Annotated in this window: 22 protein-coding genes; 13 read left to right on the forward strand and 9 right to left on the reverse strand. The window is 67.7% G+C overall.

The window, feature by feature from the left end; genetic code table 11:
* Positions 1-22 precede the first annotated feature (22 nt).
* From AB5T46_RS15655 to AB5T46_RS15665, 3 genes are all read left to right on the forward strand, one after another.
* Positions 23-556, forward strand: a complete 534-nt coding sequence (locus AB5T46_RS15655) for a GNAT family N-acetyltransferase (RefSeq protein ID WP_370564967.1) — start codon at positions 23-25, stop codon at positions 554-556.
* 202 nt (positions 557-758) lie between these two features.
* Complete coding sequence (locus AB5T46_RS15660) at positions 759-2,249, forward strand: SLC13 family permease (RefSeq protein ID WP_370564968.1); 1,491 nt, start codon at positions 759-761, stop codon at positions 2,247-2,249.
* A gap of 229 nt (positions 2,250-2,478) precedes the next feature.
* Positions 2,479-4,785, forward strand: a complete 2,307-nt coding sequence (locus AB5T46_RS15665; protein ID WP_370564970.1) for a thiamine pyrophosphate-dependent enzyme — start codon at positions 2,479-2,481, stop codon at positions 4,783-4,785.
* Positions 4,786-4,977: 192 nt separating this feature from the next.
* Here AB5T46_RS15665 and AB5T46_RS15670 read toward each other — a convergent pair whose 3' ends face one another.
* Positions 4,978-5,478 (reverse strand): OmpA family protein, encoded by a 501-nt coding sequence (locus tag AB5T46_RS15670; RefSeq protein ID WP_370564971.1) that lies wholly within the window; start codon positions 5,476-5,478, stop codon positions 4,978-4,980.
* A gap of 218 nt (positions 5,479-5,696) precedes the next feature.
* Positions 5,697-6,554: a CAF17-like 4Fe-4S cluster assembly/insertion protein YgfZ gene (ygfZ, locus tag AB5T46_RS15675; RefSeq protein ID WP_459558943.1), complete on the reverse strand. Its 858-nt coding sequence runs from the start codon at positions 6,552-6,554 to the stop codon at positions 5,697-5,699.
* Between ygfZ and AB5T46_RS15680 the strand changes: the two genes are divergently transcribed.
* The 10 genes from AB5T46_RS15680 to lolD all read left to right on the forward strand — a co-directional run bounded on the left by AB5T46_RS15680 (position 6,511) and on the right by lolD (position 13,638).
* Positions 6,511-6,747 (forward strand): DUF1674 domain-containing protein, encoded by a 237-nt coding sequence (locus tag AB5T46_RS15680; RefSeq protein WP_370564973.1) that lies wholly within the window; start codon positions 6,511-6,513, stop codon positions 6,745-6,747. The two genes, ygfZ and AB5T46_RS15680, sit on opposite strands and share 44 nt — an antisense overlap.
* A 66-nt stretch (positions 6,748-6,813) precedes the next feature.
* Complete coding sequence (gene sdhC, locus AB5T46_RS15685) at positions 6,814-7,203, forward strand: succinate dehydrogenase, cytochrome b556 subunit (RefSeq protein WP_370564974.1); 390 nt, start codon at positions 6,814-6,816, stop codon at positions 7,201-7,203.
* On the forward strand, positions 7,200-7,616 hold the full coding sequence (gene sdhD, locus AB5T46_RS15690; RefSeq protein WP_370564975.1) for a succinate dehydrogenase, hydrophobic membrane anchor protein: 417 nt from the start codon (positions 7,200-7,202) through the stop codon (positions 7,614-7,616). The genes sdhC and sdhD overlap by 4 nt, the downstream gene beginning before the upstream one ends.
* A 22-nt stretch (positions 7,617-7,638) precedes the next feature.
* Entirely contained in the window at positions 7,639-9,429 is a 1,791-nt protein-coding gene (sdhA, locus tag AB5T46_RS15695) for a succinate dehydrogenase flavoprotein subunit (protein WP_370564976.1), read from the forward strand.
* Positions 9,430-9,553: 124 nt separating this feature from the next.
* A complete protein-coding gene (locus AB5T46_RS15700) occupies positions 9,554-10,345 on the forward strand; it encodes a succinate dehydrogenase iron-sulfur subunit (RefSeq protein ID WP_370564977.1) in 792 nt (263 codons plus the stop codon).
* 88 nt (positions 10,346-10,433) lie between these two features.
* The gene (locus tag AB5T46_RS15705) at positions 10,434-10,856 is read left to right on the forward strand and encodes an MAPEG family protein (RefSeq protein ID WP_370564978.1); all 423 of its coding nucleotides are present in this window, start codon (positions 10,434-10,436) and stop codon (positions 10,854-10,856) included.
* Positions 10,853-11,104: an FAD assembly factor SdhE gene (locus tag AB5T46_RS15710; protein WP_370564979.1), complete on the forward strand. Its 252-nt coding sequence runs from the start codon at positions 10,853-10,855 to the stop codon at positions 11,102-11,104. The genes AB5T46_RS15705 and AB5T46_RS15710 overlap by 4 nt, the downstream gene beginning before the upstream one ends.
* 58 nt (positions 11,105-11,162) lie before the next feature.
* On the forward strand, positions 11,163-11,591 hold the full coding sequence (locus tag AB5T46_RS15715) for a hypothetical protein (RefSeq protein ID WP_370564980.1): 429 nt from the start codon (positions 11,163-11,165) through the stop codon (positions 11,589-11,591).
* 54 nt (positions 11,592-11,645) lie between these two features.
* Positions 11,646-12,893 carry a lipoprotein-releasing ABC transporter permease subunit gene (locus AB5T46_RS15720; RefSeq protein ID WP_370564981.1) on the forward strand — a complete coding sequence of 416 codons (1,248 nt, stop codon included), beginning with the start codon at positions 11,646-11,648 and terminating at the stop codon, positions 12,891-12,893.
* Positions 12,894-12,939: 46 nt separating this feature from the next.
* Positions 12,940-13,638, forward strand: coding sequence for a lipoprotein-releasing ABC transporter ATP-binding protein LolD (lolD, locus tag AB5T46_RS15725; protein ID WP_370564982.1), 699 nt, complete (start codon positions 12,940-12,942; stop codon positions 13,636-13,638).
* Between the two features lie 40 nt (positions 13,639-13,678).
* Here lolD and AB5T46_RS15730 read toward each other — a convergent pair whose 3' ends face one another.
* The 7 genes from AB5T46_RS15730 to AB5T46_RS15760 form a co-directional block, all read right to left on the reverse strand.
* Positions 13,679-14,101, reverse strand: coding sequence for an HIT family protein (locus AB5T46_RS15730; RefSeq protein ID WP_370564983.1), 423 nt, complete (start codon positions 14,099-14,101; stop codon positions 13,679-13,681).
* Between the two features lie 84 nt (positions 14,102-14,185).
* A complete protein-coding gene (locus AB5T46_RS15735) occupies positions 14,186-14,596 on the reverse strand; it encodes a GFA family protein (RefSeq protein ID WP_370564984.1) in 411 nt (136 codons plus the stop codon).
* Between the two features lie 63 nt (positions 14,597-14,659).
* The gene (locus tag AB5T46_RS15740; RefSeq protein ID WP_370564985.1) at positions 14,660-15,985 is read right to left on the reverse strand and encodes a metal-dependent hydrolase family protein; all 1,326 of its coding nucleotides are present in this window, start codon (positions 15,983-15,985) and stop codon (positions 14,660-14,662) included.
* A gap of 630 nt (positions 15,986-16,615) precedes the next feature.
* Positions 16,616-16,783, reverse strand: a complete 168-nt coding sequence (locus AB5T46_RS15745) for a hypothetical protein (protein WP_370564986.1) — start codon at positions 16,781-16,783, stop codon at positions 16,616-16,618.
* A 98-nt stretch (positions 16,784-16,881) separates the two neighbouring features.
* The gene (locus AB5T46_RS15750) at positions 16,882-17,325 is read right to left on the reverse strand and encodes a hypothetical protein (RefSeq protein WP_370564987.1); all 444 of its coding nucleotides are present in this window, start codon (positions 17,323-17,325) and stop codon (positions 16,882-16,884) included.
* 100 nt (positions 17,326-17,425) lie between these two features.
* Complete coding sequence (locus tag AB5T46_RS15755) at positions 17,426-17,752, reverse strand: hypothetical protein (protein WP_370564988.1); 327 nt, start codon at positions 17,750-17,752, stop codon at positions 17,426-17,428.
* Between the two features lie 439 nt (positions 17,753-18,191).
* The coding region (locus AB5T46_RS15760) for a hypothetical protein (RefSeq protein WP_370564989.1) at positions 18,192-18,536 on the reverse strand (345 nt) is incomplete at its 5' end.

Raw genomic sequence — 18,536 nt, forward strand, 5'->3', positions numbered from 1 at the left:
GGCGAACCCGTAGGAGGTGATGATGGACATCATGCTGGAGACGGAGCGCCTGATCCTGCGTCTGCCGCGCATCGAGGATTTCGAAGGCTACGCCGAGCTGATGGGTGACGAGGTGGCCGCGCGCTACATCGGCGGGCACCTGCCGCGCCCCGCGGCGTGGCGCAAGTTCCTGCAGATGCCGGGCGCCTGGGCGCTGCAGGGCTTCGCCATGTTCTCGATCGTCGACCGCGTCAGCGGCGAATGGCTGGGCCAGGCCGGGCCCTGGCGGCCGGAAGGCTGGCCCGGCAACGAGGTCGGCTGGTCGTTGCGGCGCATGGCCTGGGGCCGCGGCTACGCGCACGAGGCCGCCGTCGCGGCGATCGACTGGGCGTTCGACCGGCTCGGCTGGGAGGAGGTCATCCACTGCATCGATCCGGACAACGCGGCTTCGCAGAAGCTTGCAGAACGATTGGGTTCGCGCAGGCTGCGCGTCGGCGGCCTGCCGGCGCCGTTCGAGGATGTGCCGGTCGACGTCTGGGGACAGATGCGCGGGCAATGGCGGGCGCGGCGGCCGTGAGCGGTGTGCGGGGCTCTTCGTCCTGTCGGATGTCCGCGTAGAGCCGAGCTTGCTCGGCTACGCGGGCTCCGGAGCCGGGAGCAGCGGAGCAAGCTTCGCTCTACGCCTGGAGGATGCCGCCGCAGCGGGTTTCGTCGTGCAGCATGACCGCGGAGGAGCCGGCTGCTAAGGTGCCGCACGTTCTTGGACGGGAGACGCCGGCGTGCAGCCGAACGCGGTGGAACAGGGGCTGGGCTGGCACCGGCGCCTTGCACGCTGGGCCGGTCCGCTGCTGGGCCTGCTGGCGTTCTGGCTGATCCCGGACGCGGATTCCGGCGGTCTGTCCGCCGAGGGCCGCATGACCGCGGGCGTCGCGGTTTGGATGGCGGTGTGGTGGCTGGGCGAGGCGGTCCCGCTGGCGGCGACCGCGTTGCTGCCGGTGGTGGCGTTCCCGCTGCTCGGGGTGATGGCACCGGCCGAGGCGGTGCGGCCGTACGCCAGCGACATCATCTTCCTGTTCATGGGCGGCTTCATGCTCGGCCTGGCGATGGAGCGCTGGGGCCTGCATCGGCGCCTGGCATTGCGGATCCTGCTGCAGGTCGGGACCGCGCCGCGGCGCCTGGTGGCCGGCTTCATGATCGCCACCGCCTTCCTCAGCATGTGGATCTCCAACACTGCGGCCACCATCATCCTGCTGCCGGTGGGCCTGTCGGTGGTCGGCATGCTGCTGCGCGAGGGCGCCGAGGTACCGGAGCGGGAGGCGCGGCTGTTCGCCACCTGCCTCATGCTGGCGATCGCCTACGCCGCCTCGATCGGCGGCTCGGCCACGCTGATCGGCTCGCCCCCCAACCTGGTCGTCGCCAGCTATGCGCGCGAGCGGCTGGACTGCGACATCACCATGCTGGCGTGGATGCGCTTCGGCGTACCGGTGATGCTGGTCTTCCTGTTGCTGGCCTGGCTGTATCTCACCCGCCTGGCGTTCCCGATCCGCCTGCGCGCGCTGCCGCAGGGGCGGGCGCAGATCCGCGCCATGCTGGAGGAACTCGGGCCGATGGCACGCGGCGAGCGCGTGGTGCTGGTGGTGTTCTCGCTCACCGCGTTGGCCTGGATCCTGAGGCCGCAGCTGGCGGCCTGGTTCGGCCTGCCCGGTTTGACCGACGCGGTGATCGCGATGGCCGGCGCGTTGTCGCTGTTCCTGATTCCCGCGGGGCGTGATCCGGCCGGGCGCGGGGTCGCGACCCTCGACTGGGACACCGCGGTGCGCCTGCCCTGGGGCGTGCTGGTGCTGTTCGGCGGCGGGTTGGCGCTGGCGGCGGCGATCGGCGCCCACGGGGTCGACGGCTTCATCGCCGGCGGCCTGTACGGACTGGCCGGTGCGCCGATGCTGCTGGTGGTGTTCGCGGTCGCGGTGCTGGTGATCTTCGCCACCGAGTTGACCAGCAACACGGCCATGGCGACCGCGTTCACCCCGGTGCTGGCCGCGGTCGCGCTCGGCCTCGGCGTGCCGGTGATGCCGCTGCTGGTGGCGATCGCGCTCGGTGCCAGCTACGCCTTCATGCTGCCGGTGGCCACGCCGCCGAATGCGATCGTGTTCGGCTCCGGCCACGTGCGCATCGGGCAGATGGCGCGCGCCGGCATCGTGTTGAACATCGTCGGCATCGTGCTGGTGACCACCGCCGCCTCGCTGGCAGGTGGTGGATTGTGCGCGAGGTGAGCGGTCAGGAGGTGAAGGTGCGCATGTGCCGTACGCAGCACCGTAGTCGCTTGGGTAAGACCGGCGGGTCGCGCCCGGGGACGTATGGCCGACTGCGCTTACCGGAGCTACCGGCTACGGATTTACACCGCCCGTGGCGACGGCCCATTTCTCACCGCGACGGATAGAGCTGCCCGGCGCGGTGTAGGACAATAGCCCGTCTCCGCCCAGCATCCGCCTCCCGATCGCGATGACCTTCCAGCCCGTGCCCGATCCCATCCCCGCGCGCATGCGCGGCCTCAACCGCGCCGAGATCTGCGACGTCAACTTCCAGGAGTTCGTGCGCGGCTGGCAGGGGCGGACCGGCGCCGCGCCGGCGCCGGACGAACCGGTCCTCGCCGGCAGCGCGCTCGACGCGCGGGGTTTCCGTGAACTGTTCGAGTCGCAGCTCATCAGCCGCCACCTCGACCTGATGGCGCGCGTGCTGCGGGTGCAGAACAAGGTCTTCTACACCATCGGCAGTTCCGGACACGAGGGCAACGCGATGGTGGCGCGGCTGACGCGCCATACCGACCCCGCGTTCCTGCACTACCGCAGCGGCGGCTTCATGGCCGAACGCTTCCGCAAGCTGTCGGACGCCGATGGAAAGCTGCGTGATCCGGTCATGGACTCGGCGCTGTCGTTCGCGGCCAGCAAGGACGACCCGGCCAGCGGCGGCCGCCACAAGGTGTGGGGCAGCAAGCCGTTGTGGGTGCTGCCGCAGACCTCCACCATCGCCTCGCACCTGCCCAAGGCGCTGGGTACCGCGATCGCGATCGAACAGGGTCGGCGCATCGGCCATGCGCTGCCGGTGCCCGAGGACAGCATCGTCGTGTGCTCGTTCGGCGATGCCAGCGCCAACCACGCCACCGCGCAGACCGCGTTCAACACCGCGGCCTGGACCGCCTACCAGCGGCTGCCGGCGCCGGTGCTGTTCGTATGCGAGGACAATGGCATCGGCATCTCGGTGAAGACGCCGGACGGCTGGATCGCGCGCAGCTTCGCGCAGCGGCAGGACCTCGATTACTTCTTCGCCGACGGACTCGACCTGGCCGCCGGGTACGGCGACGTGCAGCGTGGGGTCGAACATTGCCGACGCACCCGGCGGCCCACCTTCCTGCACCTGCACACCGCGCGGCTGATGGGCCATGCCGGCACCGACTTCGAGATCGAGTGGCGCGCCCTGGCCGAGCTGTGCGCGGTGGAGGCCGGCGATCCGCTGCTGCGTTCGGCGACGATCGCGCTCGAATCCGGGCTGATGTCGCAGGACGAGATCCTCGCGCTCTACGAGGACACCCGCAAGCGCTGCTTCGCCGCCGCCGAGGACGCCGACCGCCGCCCGCGGCTGTCGACCCTCGACGAGGTGACGGCGCCGCTGGCCCCGTACACGCCGGACGCGGTGCGGGCGGAAGCCACGCGCACCGACTACGACGCGCGGCGCATCGCGGCCTTCGGCGGCGAGGAGAAGCTGCCGGAGCGCCTGCCGCCGCGGCACCTGGCGATCCAGATCAACAACGCCTTGCACGACCTGTTCGCCAAGTATCCCGAGGCGCTGCTGTTCGGCGAGGACGTGGCGCAGAAGGGCGGGGTGTATACCGTCACCAAGGGCCTGCAGAAGGCGTTCGGCGCGCGCCGCGTGTTCAACACGCTGCTCGACGAGACCACCATCCTCGGCCTGGCGCAGGGCTTCGCCAACATGGGCATGCTGCCGCTGCCGGAGATCCAGTACCTGGCGTATTTCCACAACGCCTGCGACCAGATCCGCGGCGAGGCCGCCAGCCTGCAGTTCTTCAGCAACGGCCAATATCGCAACCCGATGGTCATGCGCATCGCCTCGCTCGGCTACCAGCGCGGCTTCGGCGGTCATTTCCACAACGACAATTCGGTCACCGCGCTGCGCGACATTCCCGGGCTGGTGATCGGCTGCCCGTCGCGCGGCGACGACGCGGCGATGATGCTGCGCACGCTGGCGGCGCTGGCGAAGGTGGACGGCCGCGTCTGCGCGTTCCTGGAACCGATCGCGCTGTACATGGCCAAGGACCTGTTCGATGCCGGCGACGGCGAGTGGCTGACGTCCTATCCGCCGCCGGACCAGGCACTGGTGCTTGGGGAGGAGCGGGTCTACGGGGCCGACGCCAGCGACCTGGCGATCCTCACCTTCGGCAACGGCGTGCCGATGAGCCTGCGTGCCGCGCGCGCGATCGAGGCGGCGCAGGGCTGGCGGGTGCGGGTGGTCGACCTGCGCTGGCTGCTGCCGCTCAACGAGGCGGCGATCGCCCGGCACGCCGGCGAGTGCGCGCGGGTGATCGTGGTCGACGAGGGCCGCCGCAGCGCCGGGGTGGGCGAGGGCATCGTGACCGCAATCGTGGAAGCCGGTCTGGGCGACAAGCCGCTGCGGCGGGTGGTCGGCGCCGATACCTTCACCCCGCTGGCCGGCGCGGCGTTCCTGGTCATTCCGTCGGAGCAGGAGATCGTTGCCGCCGCGGCCGGGTTGGCCACAGCAACCCCGACATCCTGACCTCGGACTTGTGGGAGTGGTGGCGGCATGCCGCCGCCGGGAAGTCGCGACGAGATGTGCCGGTCAGGATTGTTGATGGAGAAGCAGGGCGAGCGGCACCGTGTCGTCTGCCGCTTGCAAGGACATCGGCCTATCCGAAGGTTCGCGACTGCAAGATGGCGCACCCGGCGAGGGGTGCGCCCTTGGCTGCGATTAGCGCGCGAACTCGACCCGCACTTCGACACGTCGGTTCGGCGCCAGGCAATCGATCAACGCCTGGCCGCGATCGCCTTCACATTCGACCACCGGCTCGACGCTGCCGCGGCCGACCGCGGTGATGCGGTCTTCCGGGACGCCGCGATCGATCAGGTATTCGCGCACGGCCTCGGCGCGGCGGGTCGACAGCTGCAGGTTGGCGCGGTCGTTGCCGATCTGGTCGCTATGGCCGATCACGTGCACCATCTCCAGCGGGCGTTCGCCGGTCAGGCGCGTGGCGAGATCGTCCAGCGCCATGCGGCCACCCGGGCTGAAGTCGTCGATGCTGGCCTTGCCGAAGGCGAACAGGCCGTCGGCGGACAGCCGCTCCAGGAACGTCGACGCCAGCGGCGGCATGGTCGGCTCCGGCGGCTGCGGTGCCGGCTGCGGCGTGGTGTTGCATGCGGACAACATGACGGCCATCGCGGCGACGGCCGAAAACATCAGCTTGATATTCATTTCCCCTTCCCTTCCTCTGGATGCGGTTGCAAGACGACTTTCGACGACCATCGTTGCAGCAATCCTTGCCATGGTGCGGTCGGGCCCGCACGGCGGGCCGTTCCGGATCGTCGGCAGCGGACGGCTACAGCGACTTCCCCCTGGCGCCGAGCATAGCAGCCGCCGGATGATTCCGTTCAAGCGGTTTCGCGGCCGCGGCAGGGCGCCGCAGCAAGCCCTCAGCGGGCGAGTCCATCCAGCAGCGGGGCTGGCGCGGCGTGCGCGCCGGCGATGTCCAGCGGCACGTCCGGCAACTGCAGCGGCAGCACCGCGAGGGCTTCGCCGCCATGGCTGCAGACCACCTTGCCCAGTTCCTTGCCTTCGGTAGCGACCGGGTCGCCCGGCGCCGCGGCGGCGGCGGTCGTCAGCCGTGCCAGGCCGCGCTTGGCCTGCCCGAGGAAGTGCGTGCGCGCCACGATCTCCTGGCCGGGGTAGCAACCCTTCTTCACGCTGTAGGCGGCCAGGCGGTCGAGCGAAAGCTGCTGCGGCGTCCACTGTTCGACCTGCGAGCCGGACAGCCGCGGCAGGCCGTGGGCGAGGTCGAATGCGTTCCAGCGGACGAGGGCATCGGCATCGTCCTCGCCGGGCGCATTCGCGATCCGCAGCGTGCGCGGTCCGTCCGCGGCGCCCAGGTCGAGTTCGATCGCGCCATCGGCCGCCTCGGCAATCGCGGCACCGCGCGCCAGGGCGGGGGCGGCAAGGGCGCCGCCGGCATGCAGTCCATCGTCGACCCGGATCGTCAGCTTGCTGCGGAACACGAATCGCTGCAGCTGTGCCGCCAAGGCGGCCGGATCGGCGTCTGCCAGCAGCAGCCACAGCCGCTCGTCGTCGAACTTCAGCAGCGCGAACAGCGCGATCACCCGCCCCTTCGGCGTCAGGCAGCCGCTCCATTGCCAGTGCCCTGGCGCCAGCGCGGTGACGTCGTTCATGAACTGCGCCTGCGCGAACTTCGCCGCATCGCGCCCTTCCAGCACCAGCATGTGCCGGTCGGGAATGGCGAAAAAAGCGCCGTCGCTGGATGCCGACTTGTGGGACATGGGGGCGGGACTTAAACTTTCGGTGGTGAATGACCCGGCCATGATAGGCGAAAGCGCTCCCCCACCGGATCCGGCACAGGCGGAAAAGCCTGTTGCGGAACCGGCACCGGCGCCCGAGATCGGCGGCCGCGAAGGCCTCGAGCCGACGCGCTACGGCGACTGGGAAAAGAACGGCCGCTGCATCGATTTCTAGGCCGTCGATCATGATGCCTACCAGCCACGCGGCCGCCGGCCGCCCAGCGAGGAGCCCTGCCCAGCGATGACGAACCGCGAACGCCCCCTGTCGCCGCATCTGCAGGTCTACCGCTGGCAGATCACCATGACGATGTCGATCCTGCACCGGGTCACCGGCATGGCGCTGTCGGTCGGCGCCTTCGTGCTGCTGTGGTGGCTGCTGGCGGTGGCACAGGGCGGCGAGGCCTATGCCACCGTCGCCGCGTGCCTGGCCTCGCCGGTCGGCATGGTCGCCGCGTTCGGCTTCTCGCTGGCGCTGGTCTACCACCTGCTCAACGGCATCCGCCACCTGCTCTGGGACGCCGGCTGGGGCTTCGAGATCCCCGATGTCTACCGTTCCGGCTATGCCGTGTTCGGGCTGACCGTGGTGCTGACCGCGGCGATCTGGTTCGTCGCGCTGCGGGGTGGGGCATGAACGACACGAAGACCGTGGAGGCGCCGGCGCGGCGCGATTTCCGCACCCCGGTGGCGCGCGCGCGCGGCATGGGCTCGGCCAAGTCCGGCACCGGCCATTTCTGGCAGCAGCGGGTGACCGCGGTGGTGCTGGCGCTGCTGGTGCCGTGGCTGATCGGCACTTTGGTGTCGATGATCGGCGCTGACCTGGAGACGGTGCGCGAGACCCTGGCGCGGCCGTGGAACGCGATCCTGATGGCGGTGTTCGCGCTGTCGATGTTCTGGCACACCCAGATGGGCCTGCAGGTGGTGATCGAGGACTACGTGCACGCGCGCGCGGTCGAGGTCGCGTTGCAGTTCCTCGTCATCCTCGTCTGCGTCGTCGGCGCGTTCGCGTCGTTGTACGCGATCGCCCGCATCGCCGTGCTGGCCTGACGCCCCGTTGAAAAGAGTCCCGATGAGCACCGCCTACAAGATCACCGAACACAAGTACGACATGATCGTGGTCGGCGCCGGCGGCGCCGGGCTGCGCGCCACTTTCGGCCTCGCCGCCAAGGGCCTGCAGACCGCCTGCATCACCAAGGTGTTCCCGACCCGCTCGCACACGGTGGCGGCACAGGGCGGCATCTCCGCCGCGCTCGGCAACATGGGCGAGGACGACTGGCGCTATCACTTCTACGACACGATCAAGGGTTCCGACTGGCTGGGCGACCAGGACGCCATCCAGTACATGTGCCGCGAGGCGGTCCCGGCGATCATCGAGCTCGAGCACCAGGGCGTGCCGTTCTCGCGCACCGAGGACGGCAAGATCTACCAGCGCCCGTTCGGCGGCATGACCACGCACTACGGCAAGGGCACCGCGCAGCGCACCTGCGCCGCGGCCGACCGCACCGGCCATGCCATGCTGCACACGTTGTACCAGCAGTCGCTCAAGCACGATGCGCGCTTCTTCGTCGAGTACTTCGCGCTCGACCTGATCATGGACGAGGAGGGCGCCTGCCGCGGCGTGCTCGCGCTCGACATGGCCGAGGGCACGCTGCACCTGTTCCGCGCCCATGGCGTGGTGCTGGCCACCGGCGGCTACGGCCGCGCGTATTTCAGCTGCACCTCGGCGCATACCTGCACCGGCGATGGCGGCGGCATGGCGCTGCGCGCCGGGCTGGGCCTGCAGGACATGGAGTTCGTGCAGTTCCATCCCACCGGCATCTACGGCGCCGGCTGCCTGATCACCGAGGGCGTGCGCGGCGAGGGCGGGATCCTGCGCAACAGCGAGGGCGAGCGCTTCATGGAGCGCTACGCGCCCAACGCCAAGGACCTGGCCAGCCGCGACGTGGTCAGCCGGTCGATGACCATCGAGATCCGCGAGGGCCGCGGCGTCGGCGACCGCAAGGACCATATCCATCTCGACCTGACCCATCTGGATCCCAACGACATCCACGAGAAGCTGCCCGGCATCGCCGAGACCGCCAAGATCTTCGCCGGCGTCGACGTCACCCGGCAGCCGATCCCGGTGCTGCCCACGGTGCACTACAACATGGGCGGCATCCCCACCAACTACCACGGCGAAGTGGTGCAGCTGCACGACGGCGATCCGGACGCGGTGGTGCCCGGCCTGTACGCCATCGGCGAGGCGGCTTGCGTCTCCGTTCACGGCGCCAACCGGCTCGGCTCCAATTCGCTGCTCGACCTGGTGGTGTTCGGCCGCGCGGTCGCCGACCGCTGCGCCGCCACGATCCGGACCGGGCAATCGCACAAGCGCCTGGCCGACGACGCCTGCGACCGTGGGCTGGCCAACCTCGACCGTGTGCGCAACGCCAACGGCGACACGCCGACCGCGGTGATCCGCGACAACATGCAGCGCACCATGCAGGAGGACGCCGCCGTGTTCCGCACCGGCGAGACGCTCGCCGCCGGAGTGAAGAAGATCCGCGAGATCCACGCCTCCTTCGCCGACGTCAAGGTCAGCGACCGCTCGATGGTGTGGAACTCCGATCTGGTCGAGACCTTCGAGCTGCAGAACCTGCTCGGACAGGCGCTGGCCACGATCGTCTCGGCCGAAAACCGCACCGAATCGCGCGGCGCCCACGCGCGCGAGGATTTCGGCGACCGCGACGACACCGAGTGGCACAAGCACAGCCTGTGCTGGGTGAGCGACGAGGGCGAGACCCATATCGGCTATCGTCCGGTGCACATGTACACCCTCGACGACGAGGTCGAAGTGGTGCCGCCGAAGGCGCGGGTGTATTAGAGCCGGGAATCGGGAATCGGGAATGGAGAATCGCAAGTGCAAACGCAAAAGCGACGTTGAAGCATTCCCGGGTTTCCGCCCTTGCGATTCCCGATTCTCCATTCCCCATTCCCGGACGTAGTCCATGGCCGAATTCACCCTCCCCAAGAACTCGAAGATCCAGAAGGGCCGCCATTTCCCGGCGAAGTCCGGCGCCAAGCGCGTGCGCAGCTTCAAGGTGTACCGCTGGAATCCGGACGACGGCCGCAACCCGTGCACCGACACCTACGAGATCGATCTCGACGACTGCGGGCCGATGGTCCTGGACGCGTTGATCAAGATCAAGAACGAGGTCGATCCCACGCTCACGTTTCGCCGCTCCTGCCGCGAGGGCATCTGCGGCAGCTGCGCGATGAACATCGACGGCACCAACACGCTGGCCTGCACCAGGGCCATCGACGACTGCGGCAAGGGCAGGGGCGAGGTGCCGATCTATCCGTTGCCGCACATGGACGTGGTCAAGGACCTCGTCCCCGACATGACCCACTTCTACGCGCAGTACGCGTCGATCAAGCCGTGGCTGCGCACGCAGAGCGCGCCGCCGCCGGACCGCGAGCGGCTGCAGTCGAAGGACGATCGCGCCAAGCTCGACGGCCTGTACGAGTGCATCCTGTGCGCCTGCTGCACCACCAGCTGCCCGAGCTACTGGTGGAACGGCGACCGCTATCTCGGCCCGGCGGTCCTGCTGCAGGCCTACCGCTGGATCATCGACAGCCGCGACGAGGACACCGGCGCGCGCCTGGACGACCTCGAGGATCCGTTCAAGCTCTACCGTTGCCACACCATCATGAACTGCGCGCGCACCTGCCCGAAGGGCCTCAACCCGGCCAAGGCGATCGGCGAGATCAAGCAGATGATGCTGGCGCGGCGAGGCTGAAGAGCGAGGAACGAGTGGAGAGGAACGAGAAACGAGTGAGAGACGCACGGCACCCGTTCCTCGCCATCGGCAGCAAGCGCGGGACCGAATGAACGTCCAGTCGATCCTTCTGCCCGGCCTGGCCATGGTCGCGCTCACCTTCGTGGTGATGACGGTCATGTACCGGCGCCGGGTGGCGCAGATGCGGCGCGAGCGCATACGCCCGCAGGCGGTGGCAACCTCCACGCAGGCAGCGGCGAAGTTGACCGATTGCTCCGCCGCCGATAACTTCCGCAATCTGTTCGAACTGCCGGTGCTGTTCTATTTCGCGCTGGTCGTGGCGGCGCTGACCGCGCAGGTCACGCCGATGGTGCTGGGATTGGCCTGGGCGTTCGTCGCGCTGCGCATCGCCCACAGCGTTATCCAGTGCGGATACAACACGGTCATGCATCGCTTCTGGGTGTTCCTGCTTGGTGCGGTGGTCTTGTTGCTGCTGTGGCTGCGGCTGGCGTGGGGCCTGCTCGCAGCATGAATGCCGCCGACACGGCCGAACTGCGGCGCCTGCGCTGGAAGTGCCGCCGCGGCATGCGCGAGCTGGACGTCCTGTTCACCCGTTATCTCGATCGCGCATGGGCGGCGGCTTCCGATGGGGAACGCGGAGTTTTCCTACAGCTTCTGGATTGCGAGGACGATAGGCTCTGGCGCTGGTTCATGGGTTACGAGGCCGTTCCCGATGCCGCACTCGACGCGCTCGTCCGACGCATCCGCGAACTCCGCTGACCGCGACGCCACCGCCCACACCGCGGATCCGCCTGCGCATGCCCACCACGTCCGCCACGTGGTTCCTGCGCGCGCGGAGATCCCCTGGCGCCCATCGCGCTGGCTGCTGGCGATCCTGGCGGTAATGACGCCGCTGGCCGCGTTCGCCGTGCTCGCCTCGGAGATGCCACGCCTGGTCGCCTGGCCACTGGCGCTGGCCGCGCTCGGTCATGGCCTGGCGCTGCTGCGGCGCGAAGCGCGCAGGCCCGCACGCAGCTTCGTTTTCGCGGGCGCCGCCGCGCCGGTGTCGCTCGACGGCAAACCGGTCATGGACGTGACGCTGCGCTGGCGCGGCCCGCTCGCGTTCCTGCACTGGCGCGACCCCCGGGGCAGGGCGCAGCGCCTGGCCTGGTGGCCGGACACCCTGCCGCCGGCGCGACGACGTGAACTCCGGCTGGCCGCGCCCGATCCGCAGGCTGCGCGTCGGGCGGCTTCGATGGCACCATAGCGGCCTTCATGCCGGCTTCCCGGGCGGCATGCCGCCCGGAGCCAGCGAGAACCGATGTTCAAACCCCTTCCCGTCGCCATCGGCCTGCGCTACCTGCGCGCCAAGCGCCGCAACGGCTTCATTTCCTTCATTTCGCTCGCCTCGATCCTCGGCATCGCCATCGGCGTTACCGCGCTGATCACCACGCTGGCGGTGATGAGCGGCTTCCAGCGCGAGATCCGCGACCGCCTGCTGCAGATGTCGGCGCACGCGACCGTCAGCGCCGTCGGCGGCGCGATGGAGGACTGGCGGCACGCGGTCGACGAAGCCCTGCGCGACGAGCGCGTCGCCGGCGCCGCGCCCTACGTCGAGCGGCCGTCGATGATCAGCGGCAACACCTCCGAACCGCAGCCGGCCTTCCTCCAGGGTATCGTTCCCGAAGAGGAACGACACGTCTCGGTGATCGCTGACAAGATGGTGCAGGGCAGCCTGGACGACCTGCAGCCGGGCAGCTTCAACATCATCCTCGGCCGGGAGCTGGCGCTGTGGCTCGGCGTGTCCGTCGGCGACAAGGTCATCGTGACGACCGACTTCCAGACCACGCCGATGGGCGGCGTGCCGCAGCTCAAGCGCTACACTGTCAGCGGCCTGTTCGAGGCCGGCCACCAGCAGTTCGACAAGGGCCTGGCGGTGGTCAACATGCGGGACGCGCAGCGCGTGCTGCGCATCGGCGACGGCGTCACCGGCGTGCGCCTGCGGCTGCACGACATGAACCAGGCCTGGGAGGTGGCGCGCGATCTCGCGGTGCGCCTGCAGGGCCCGTACCGGGTCAGCGACTGGTCGAGCGAGAACGCCAACATGTTCCGCGCGCTGCGGCTGGAGAAGACCATGATCGCGATCCTGCTGTCGCTGATCATCGCGATGGGGGCCTTCAACCTGGTGTCCTCGCAGGTGATGCTGGTGACCGACAAGCAGGCCGACATCGCCATCCTGCGCACCCTCGGCCTCACGCCGCGCGGCGTGCTGCAGGTGTTCATGGTGCAGGGCACGCTGATCGGCGTCATCGGCACCGTGCTCGGCGTGCTCGGCGGCGTCCTGCTCACGTTCAACCTCGAGTACATCCTGCGCGCGATCGAAGGCGCCTTCGACGTCGTGCTGATCCCGCCCGACGTGTACTACATCACCGGCCTGCCGACCGAACTCAATCCCGACGACGTGACCATCATCGGACTGGTCGCGCTGGCGATGGCGTTCGTCGCCACCATCTACCCGGCCTGGCGCGCTGCGCGCACCGCGCCGGCGGAGGCGCTGCGTTATGAGTAGCCGGGTATCGGGAATCGGGAATCGGGAATCGGAAGAGCAAGCGCGAATGCATGGCGACGCGGTAGTGCGCGCGGAGAACCTGGGCAAGACCTATAGCGAGGGCAAGCTCGTCACGCCGGTGTTCGGCGGGCTCGATTTCGAGGTGCACGCCGGTGAAACCGTCGCCGTCCTCGGCGCGTCCGGCGCGGGCAAGAGCACCCTGCTGCACCTGCTCGGCGGGCTCGATACGCCCACTGCCGGCGAGGTGTACGTCGCCGGGCAGCGGATGAGCGCGCTGTCCGACGCCGCCCGCGGCCAGTTGCGCAACCGGGCGCTCGGCTTCGTCTACCAGTTCCATCACCTGCTGCCCGAGTTCACCGCGCTCGAGAACGTGATGCTGCCGGTCGTGCTCGCCGGCAGCGACGTGCCCGCGGCCAGGCAACGGGCGCAGGCGCTGCTGGAATCGGTCGGCCTCGGCCCCCGGCTCGAGCACAAGCCGGGCGAACTGTCCGGCGGCGAGCGCCAGCGCGCCGCGGTCGCCCGCGCGCTGGTCAACCATCCCGCCTGCGTGCTCGGCGACGAACCCACCGGCAACCTCGACGAGCGCACCGCCGCCACCGTCTTCGAGCAGATGCTGGAACTCAACCGCGCCCAGCGCACCAGCCTGGTGCTGGTCACCCACGACCGCCGGCTGGCGCGCAAGCTCGACCGCGTGCTGGAACTGCACGAAGGCAGGCTGCGCGAAGTGGCGGCCGCCGACGTCTGACTCGACCCTGCAATGTCGCCGGCTCGTGTCGGACCTGGGATCAATCGAGATGGGCACGTACCTGGGCCGCGTACCGGTCGCGGGTGTCCTTGTCGGGCAGGGCAGGCGCGTGCGGATAGATGCGCAGGAAGTCGTCGTCGAGCTTTCGCGGATGGACATGGATGTGCAGGTGCGGCACCTCCTGGAACGCCGCCTCGCCGATCGAATGCCACAGGCTGAGCCCCTGGTTGGGAAAGGCCAGCCCGACGGCGCGGGTGATGCGCGAAACCGTCGCCATCACCGCCGCGCCCGTTTCAGGATCGAGCTCGCGCACGTCGCGAAAATGCCCGCGCGGGATGACCAATGTGTGCCCGGCATGGAACTGCCGCGGACCGATGAAGGCCATCGTCATCTCGTCCTCGTACACCACGCTGGCCGGCGCATCGCCCCGCACGATCTCGCAGAAAACGCATTCGTCGCTCATTGGACCACTCCAGGTCTCGTTGCGCGGCAACCGGAGAGAGCCGCAGGCGGATGATCGTTCCCAGCCATCGGAACCGCGGCGGCGTCAGTCCGTCGGAGGGAACTCCGGAAACCTGGGCAACTCGTCCGCCATCTGCAGCCACGGCAGCTGCCGGGATGTCCAGTAATGAAACGCCGGCGGCATCCGCTCCGGTTCGTCCAGGCTCCCGATCGTGATGTCGATCATCCCCGGAATGTAGTCGGCCGCAAAGCCGATCTGGGTCCCGCAGCGGCCGCTGAAGCTCCGTCGCGCATCCGGTAAGGACGCGTAGACCGTCGGCGGACTTCCAAGGAACGTCACCTGCGACTCCTCGTACATCGCCCAGGCCACGGCCGGCGCCGCGTTCGCGCGCCGGCACATCGAGCAATGGCACAGCGCCGCCATGACCGGGCTGCCGGTGATGCGATAGCGAACAGCGCCGCATTGGCAGCCGCCTTCGAGCAGTGCTTCAGGCATGGGGTCGATTCCTCTCAGGAGAGCATTCGGCGTGCATTATGGCGGCTCGCATCACGGCAGGGCTTAATCCCCGTCGATCTCGTTCTTTACGACGGTTCCACCCTTCATCACGAACGGCACGGTTTCCAGTTGCCGGATGTCTGCCAACGGATTCGCCGGCACCGCGATCAGGTCGGCGTGCTTGCCGGTCTCGACCGTTCCGAGGTCCTCGCCTGCCCCGATCAGCTCCGCGGCGTCGCGGGTCGCCGCCTGCAATGCTTCGAGTGGCGACATCCCGAGCTGCACGTAGAGCGCGAACTGCCTCGCGTTCTCGCCATGGGGGAACACGCCCGCGTCGGTGCCGAAGGCGATCCTGACGCCCGCTGCCCGCGCCCGCCGGAAACTCTCACGAAGATGCCCGCTTGCAGCCTCGGCCTTGGCGAGATGTGCCGGATCGAGCCCGAGCGCGTCGCCGTGCATCAGCGAGTAGGCGTCCGCATACAGGTCCGCAACGAGGAACACGCCGCGCCGTGCCATCAATGCCGCAGTCTCGGCGTCCAGGTAGGTCCCATGCTCGACGGAGTGCACCCCGGCGTGCACCGCATTGCGTATGCCCTCCAGGCCGTGGGCATGCGCGGCAACCCGCTGCCCGCGCTTGCGGGCCTCGTCCACGGCGGCCTCGATCTCCTGGCGGGTGTACGAAGCGGCCGCCGGATCGGAGCGGTCTGTGAAGATGCCGCCGGTCGCGATCACCTTGATGAAGTCCACGCCGTACTTCTGGTGCAGGCGGACCGCCTTGCGGATCTCGTCGCTGCCGTCGGCCACCCGTGCGGCTGCGCTGCTGAGTTCCAGGTCCGGCGGCGCCCAGTTGCCGACGGCTGCATGCCCTCCGGTCATCGTGAGCACCGGGCCGCTGACGAACATGCGCGGCCCCTCGACCCTGCCGGCCGCGATAGCATCCCGCAGCGCGACATCCGCGTAGTGCGGTCCGCCCGGATCGCGCACCGTCGTAAATCCCGCCATCAGGGTGCGCCTGGCGTGAACGACGCCGAGGATGGCACTCGCAGGCCCCGAGATCTCGCCGTAGTCGAGCGCCGGATCGTGGCTCAGCGTGAGGTGGGCATGCACGTCGATCAGTCCCGGCAGGACGTGGAACCCGCTGAGGTCGAGCGCGGCCGGGTTTGCAGCGTCCTCCTGGACGGCATCACGTACCTCGGCGATACGGCCGTCCCGGACGACGATCGCCACGTTGTCCCTCGGCGAGCTGCCGGTCCCGTCGATCAATGTTCCGGCCAGGATGAGCGTGTGGTCGTGGTCAGGTTCCTGCGCTCGGCCCGGCATCCACACGCTCATCGCGAGCGTGAGCGTCAGCGTCAAAGCGGTGGCGGATCCCGGGGCGTGACAGGTCATCGCATGTCTCCGTTGAGGGCACCGGCCCCTGGGCCGGGCAGGGCCGGGAGAGGGCAGTGGCTCGGGCGAACGTGCGAGCCCAGCCTGCCGGCTGCATCTGAGATACGGGGCGTGCGTACGTTCTCCCCATGCCTGGAAGTGAACGCAATTGCCTCATTCGAACGGTCATGCTTGAGTTCGAGTTGCTGGTACCCGCTTCTTCATCTGGCCAACGCCTCGATTCCGGCGACGGTATGGCCTTGTCCAATTCGACGACATTGGTCGAGCTCCCCGCCTCGCGCGCTTGCTTGCACCAACGAGACAACATGAAAGGGTGATGTAAGGCGACTCGGCCACATCACGCACTGCCACGCCCGGAAGCTGGCTCAATCGAACGGCGGTCGCCTTGAAGGCGTTGCTTTATAGATAGGTTGTTCTGGGGCCTGGCTTGGGCATTGAAGACACTCCTGAAGTGAGATCAGGGCGTCCACTGAACCGTAGGAACTACCGGTTCGGCTTGAATGGGTTGTTAGGCCCCACACACGGTGGGCTTGATGGTTCCAACACGCAAGGTTGAAGGTCGCGCGGGCGGGTAAGTCCCATGTAGCCTACAACGCGGTGTGCAGGTCCAGGGGCACGGCCTGTTCAACGCTAGTGTGTCGAAACAGGCCGATGTTTCTTGCCGCGTAAAATCCGGTACCAAGCCACTGATTCCAGAACGAGGCCAACTACGACGAGTGCCGCGGCCCCCAGGGTGCTGCCCGCGATGTATGCGGCAATGGCGCCGACGAAGAGAAGCAAGGTGACGAGATGTCTCATAGCGGGTTCCTTCGATTTGTGGGGGCTAACGATCGCGCTCAGCCGCGTGCGTTTTGCACGTCGGCTGCAGCGCATTGCATTGTTGGGCAACTGTGTGCTCACGGTACGTCTAGGCACTCGAAGCTGGCGGTGTCTATCGCGCCAGTTTGCAAGACATACGTAAACCGAAGGATACGACCCCACCCTTCTTCAGATTTGGCTTTGCCAAAGGCCCACTCGCACTTGAGTGTACCTTCCCCGTCACACCTCAAATTCTCAAACGACTTCCATTCGCCCTCAAACCTAAAACCGCTCGAGCTGGCAATGAAGTCGCCGACCTTCGTAACTCCAGGACCATCTCCGGCGTGGGTGATTTCGCAATGATCCCTTTCCCTCGCAATCTGCGTCCCTGCTGAGGCAACGACGGCCTGCATAATGCGGTAGGTTTCACTCTGACTCACGCCGCTGTGGCTGTCTCGGACGAAGAAGCGATGGGTGAAGATGCCTCCCGCAAACGCCGCGATCACTGCCCCGCTTATCAAGATGTAGGTGGTGCGCGTCATACGTGTCGCTCTTCAGCTGCCCAACGCCTGAGTTAAGCCGAGCCGCGAAGCGGCTTCGGCTTGAACGAATGGTTGGCCGGCACTAGCCGATGTCGCCGGCCTACCACTGGTAAACCAGGATGAGCGCCAGCAGCAGTACTGAGATGCCTACGGCCATTGCCACATGACGGCGGCTGACGCCACCAAGTGCCTCCCGGCGCTTGCCATAGGCATAGAAGCGTGAAACCAGTGCGGCCAAGATGGTTGTGGCTACGATAGCAGCCAGCGCCATAAGGACAGTTCCAGCTGAATCGGGCCACTCACCATCGCCGTAAACGAACAGCCACAAGGCAGCGCTGCTAACGGTCGCAAAGGCGAATCCGGCAATACCGGCAGCCAGAGCGCAAGGTAGAAAAAAAATCAGCGGATAAGAGAGCCGAGCTTTCACCTTCTAGGGTCCCTTGTGACGGCTAACGCCTGAATTAAGCCGACCCGCGAAGCGGGTTCGGCTTGAATGAATTGTTAGCCCACACACGGTGGTGTTGAGGGTTCCAACACGCAAGGTTGAAGCTCGCGCGGGCGGGTAAGTCCCACGTAGCCTACAACGCGGCGTGCAGGTCCAGGTGCACGGCCTGTTCAACGCTAGTGTGTCGAAACAGGCCGATGTTTCTTGCCGCGTAAAAGCCGGTACCAAGCCACTGATTCCAGAACGAGGCCAGCCACGACGAGTGCCGCCGCCCCCAGGGTGCTGCCCGCGATGTATGCGGCAATGGCGCCGACGAAGAGAAGCAAGGTAACGAGATGTCTCATAGCGGATTCCTCCGATTTGTGGGGGCTAACGCCTGAATTAAGCCGAGCCGCGAAGCGGCTTCGGCTTGAGCGAACTGTTAGAGTTCACTGCGACGAAACCAAATCCAGAAACAGAAGCCCAACAATGCAATGCAGCATACAGCCACGAAAGCCCACATGCTCATGTACAACCAATACAACGTAGGGTCAACTGAAGCAAGAACGTGATCTTCGAAATTGCAGAAACGACGGCGGCGAAAACAAAGTGGGCGCACGATCGAGTACTGCCAGCCGTTAAATAGCTGGATGGATGCGTGGATGGCCGAAAAGAATGACGCAGCTAGGACGCAGGCAACTAGGATCCACCAGCGTCGCGAACCAGCGAAGCGAGCCCGACGCCATCCGAAGACGTGCCCCAGCAGTCGATCAAGCATGAGTGAGCT

It is taken from the genome of Luteimonas salinilitoris (assembly GCF_041300785.1).
Lineage (GTDB): Bacteria > Pseudomonadota > Gammaproteobacteria > Xanthomonadales > Xanthomonadaceae > Luteimonas > Luteimonas salinilitoris.